At 75.1% G+C, this 4,153-nt stretch carries 3 protein-coding genes; 1 reads left to right on the top strand and 2 read right to left on the bottom strand.

What is annotated here, in order from left to right; translation table 11 throughout:
- Positions 1-1,887 (top strand): hypothetical protein (locus tag FOE67_RS18520; RefSeq protein ID WP_228474025.1); only part of this gene is annotated, 1,887 nt, incomplete at its 5' end.
- A gap of 74 nt (positions 1,888-1,961) precedes the next feature.
- Here FOE67_RS18520 and FOE67_RS18515 read toward each other — a convergent pair.
- Both FOE67_RS18515 and zapE read right to left on the bottom strand, forming a co-directional pair.
- On the bottom strand, positions 1,962-2,915 hold the full coding sequence (locus FOE67_RS18515; RefSeq protein ID WP_182665730.1) for a PPK2 family polyphosphate kinase: 954 nt from the start codon (positions 2,913-2,915) through the stop codon (positions 1,962-1,964).
- A 90-nt stretch (positions 2,916-3,005) separates the two neighbouring features.
- Entirely contained in the window at positions 3,006-4,109 is a 1,104-nt protein-coding gene (zapE, locus tag FOE67_RS18510) for a cell division protein ZapE (RefSeq protein WP_182665728.1), read from the bottom strand.
- Positions 4,110-4,153: the final 44 nt, after the last annotated feature.

Below are 4,153 nucleotides of genomic sequence, written 5' to 3'. Positions count from 1 at the left end.
GCGGGTTCGGTGTTCCCACCGTCCTCTCGGTCCTCTCCGCCCTTCCCGCCCTTACCGCCCTCCCCGCCGCCCGGCGGGGAGGGCGGTAAGGGCGGGAAGGGCGGAGAGGACCGAGAGGACGGTGGGAACACCGAACCCGCGGCGGAGGGGGGCCGCGGCCGCGCGCTGTCCGCCGCCGCGCTCAACCTCTCCGGCCTCGCGGTCGGTTACCTGTACCTGCGCCGGTGGCGTCGCTTCGCCGTCGGCCTGGGCGGCATCCTGGTGCTGATCGCCTTCGCCGTCGGCACCGAGGCCCCCGGCGGCGCGGCGGTCTGGGGGCCGCTGTTCCTGCTGTGCGTGGCCGTCATGGTGGCCGACGCCCGGCGGTTGGGCCGTACCGGTCCCGACCCCCGCCCCGTCTGGCTGCCCCCGGCAGCCGCCGCCGTGCTCCTGGCCCTCGTGGCGTTCGGATACCTGTGGTACTCCGGGCTGCCCGAGCGGGAGATGGGGCGCGCCGACCGGGCCCACGCTGCCGGGGACTGCGAGAGCGCGGTCGAGCACTACGAGGCCGCGGTCTCCCCGCGTCACGCCCTGGCCTTCCACTCCCTGCGCGAGGTGTCGGCCCTGGGCGTGACCTCGTGCGAGGTGATGATCCGAGCGGAGGCCACGGCCGCGCGCGGGGCCCACGGCGAGGCCGCCGACGGGTACCGCGACTACCTGGACCTGCACGCGGGCCGTCCCCCCTGGACGGGGGCGGAGGACCGCCTGGTGGAGCTGCGGGCCGCGCACGCCGACGACCTGACCGGGAAGGTGCGCGAGGCGGCGGAGGTGATGCGGGGCACCGACAACCTCGACGCGGGCCTGGTCACCGAGGCGTTCGACGCCCGGGTGGTCCTGCGCGGGGAGCACCCCGACACCGACGCCGCGGCGGGCGTCCCCGCCGGTCTGGACGACCTCTACGACGCGGCCACCCCCGCCGTGGGCTCGGCCGAACACTGCGCGGCGGTCGGCCAACTGTGGGCGGTCACCGTCCTGCCCGGCAACACCGGGCTGCCCGACGAGTGGGTGGAGGGGGACGCCGAGCGGCTCGCCGATCGGGCCCGGGAACCGCTCCCCGCCGAACTGCGGGACTGCGCGATCGACCGGTACGGGGCGGGCGACATCCGGGGCGCGCTGGACCGTCTCGCCGAACTGGTCTCCGAGTTCCCCGACTCGGGCCCCGCCGATGACGCGCCGGAGACCCTGGAGGGCTTCCGCTCCGACCTCCACGACTCGCTCGACGGGGAGGCGGCGTGCGAGGTGTTCGACGACCTGGAGGCACTCACGGACCTCCCGTCCGCCCTGGAGGGCGGTGGTTTCGCCCGGATCCCGGACCGGGCGACCGACTCCCTGGGCGAGGCCTGGTTCCAGTGCGGCCTGGGGGCGTACGAGGCGGGTGACCACTCCCGGGCCGGCGAGCACCTGGAGCGACTGCTGGAGGAGCAGCCCGACCACCGCCGGGCGGATCGTGCCGAGGAGATCCTCATCGCGATCGAGATCGAGCGGATCACCGAGAGCGGCACCAACGAGCTGCCGCCGCCGTCGGTGTCCGGGAGCGGGCCGGCGGGCACGGCGAGCGTGACCATCATCAACGACTCCGACCAGCCGCTGGAGATCCTCTACACCGGCCCGCGGACCGGGAAGAGCTCCCTGGCCGCCTCCGGGTCCTCCGGCGGCAGGTGCCTGTCGCAGCAGGGGAAGCCGACGGTGACGCTCAGCCTCCCGCCGGGCAGCTACCAGGTGGTGGCCCGGGCCTCGGGCGGTGGCTTCGTGACCCCGTACCACGGCACCTGGGACCTGCGGGGCGGCACCTCCTACGGCGACTGCTACTACATCACCGACGCCTTCTCCGACCTGATCGAGCCCTGACGGCCGACCCGACCCGTTCCCACCGGGCCCCTCCCCGCGCCGGCGTCCGCGCCGACGCGGGGAGGGGCGTGCCGTCAGGCGTCCGCCCCCAGGCGTGCCCGCGCGTCGTCGAGGTCGAAGTCGGCCTCCGGGTAACGGGGGTCCATCTCCCGCAGGTGCTCCAGCAGCAGCCGTCCCACGGCCCAGTTCCGGTACCACTTGCGGTCCGCCGGCACCAGGTACCAGGGCGCGGCCTGTGAGGAGCAGCGCTCCAGTGCCACCTCGTAGGCCCGCCGGTAGTCCGGCCACAGGGCGCGGTCGGTGATGTCGTCGGGGGTGAACTTCCAGTGCTTGTCGGGGCGCTCCAGCCGCTTGACGAGTCGTTCGCGCTGCTTCTCCGGGCTGATGTGGAGGAACACCTTGACGAGGGTCAGCCCGTCGGCGACCAGGGACTCCTCCCACCAGCGGATCTCGGTGTACCGGCGCTCCACCACCTCCGGGGGCACCAGGTGGCGCACCCGGGGCACCAGCACGTCCTCGTAGTGCGAGCGGTCGAAGACACCGATCTCCCCGGCCATGGGCAGGGCCTGTCCGATCCGCCACAGGTAGTGCCTGCTGCGCTCCTCCTCGGTGGGGGCCTTGAAGCCCCGGATGCGGCAACCGGCGGGGTTGAGCCGGCTGATGACGTGCTTGACGGTGCCGCCCTTGCCGGAGGTGTCCATGCCCTGGAGGACCAGCAGCAGACGGCGCCGGTCGCCGGCGGTGCTCGCCGCGTGGAGTCGTTCCTGGAGTTCGGCGGCCTCCTCGCCCATCTCCTCCGCCTCGTCCGCGGCCCGCTCCTTGTCCCCGGCGAAGCCGGGGGTGACGGACGGGTCGTGCGCGGCGAGGTCCACCGGCTCGCCGGGGGGCAGGCGCAACAGGTCGCGCAGGGCGGGGCCGGGGTCGGAGGGCCGGATCGACCGTCCGGGGTCGGCGTCGTCCGGGCCCCCGCCGGCGGTTGGCCGATGGTCGGCGGTGTCGCCGTCGTGCCGTCCGTTCTCCCCGCCCATGGAAACCGGTCCCCTTCCGCCGTCCCGATCGGCGCGGCCTCTCCGGGGCCGCGCGGACCTTTCGAGGATGGTGTGCGCGGTGGGTTTTGGCTACGCGACGCGCCCGGCGTCGCCCTCACCGGTTCCGCCGGTGGGGCCGCCGCCCATCCGGCCCGCGTCCCGGGCCAGAGCGGTGAGTCGGGAGATCGCCCGGAAGTACTTCTTGCGGTAGCCGCCGGCCAGCATCTCCGGGGAGAAGAGGCGGTCGAAGGGGACGCCGGAGGCCAGCACCGGTATCTCCCGGTCGTAGAGCCGGTCGGCGAGCACGACCAGCCGCAGCGCCGTGGACTGGTCGGGCACGGCGTCCACGCCGGTCAGGCACACGGCGGTGACGCCGTCGCACAGCGCGCCGTACCGGCTGGGGTGCACCCGGCCCAGGTGGGCCAGCAGGTCGGGGAAGGCGTCCAGGGACGCGCCGGGGGTCTCGGCGGCGGCCCGCTCCACGGCGCCGTCGGTCGCCGGGGCCGGGGCCTCGGGCAGCCCTCGGTGACGGTAGTCCTCGCCGTCGATCCGCAGGGGGCGGAAGTGCGCGGACAGACCCTGGATCTCGCGCAGGAAGTCGGCGGCGGCGAAACGGCCCTCGCCCAGGCGGTCGGGCAGCGTGTTGGAGGTCGCGGCCAGCGCCACACCGCGCTCGACGAGGCGCGAGAGGAGGCTGGAGACCAGCACGGTGTCGCCGGGGTCGTCGAGCTCGAACTCGTCGATGCACAGCAGCCGGTGCCCGGCCAGGGTGTCCACGGTGCGCCGGAAGCCCAGCGCGCCCACGAGATTGGTCAGCTCCACGAAGGTGCCGAACGCCTTGTGCTCCGCGGGGGCGGGGGTGGCGTGCCACAGGGAGGCCAGCAGGTGGGTCTTGCCCACGCCGTAGCCGCCGTCGAGGTAGACACCGCGCGGCCCGTCGCCGCCGGTGTCCCGGGAGCGGCGGCGGAACAGGCCGCGCAGACCGCCCGGGGCCGGACCGGTGTCCCCGAGGCGGCCGGCGAACTCCTCCAGCACCCGCACCGCCTCCCGCTGGCTCGGCTGCCCGGGGTCGGGGATGTAGGTGGCGAAGCGCACCGCGTCGAAGCGCGGCGGCGGCACCATCTCGGCGACCAGCCGCTCGGCGGGGACCTGCGGGGTGCGGGAGCACAGCGACGCGGGGCCGGCCGTTGGCACCGGGTTCCCGGTGTCGGCGGGGGGCCGGGAGGTGTCGGCGGGCC

The organism is Streptomyces calidiresistens, assembly GCF_014141525.1.
Classification (GTDB): Bacteria; Actinomycetota; Actinomycetes; order Streptomycetales; family Streptomycetaceae; genus Streptomyces; species Streptomyces calidiresistens.
Note: the sequence above shows the minus strand (reverse complement) of the source record. Positions and strands in the feature narration are given on the sequence as shown.

Excerpts from the sequence above, each read along its gene's own strand:
- FOE67_RS18515 (WP_182665730.1), bottom strand. The coding sequence starts at position 2,915 with ATGGGCGGGGAGAACGGACGGCACGACGGCGACACCGCCGACCATCGG.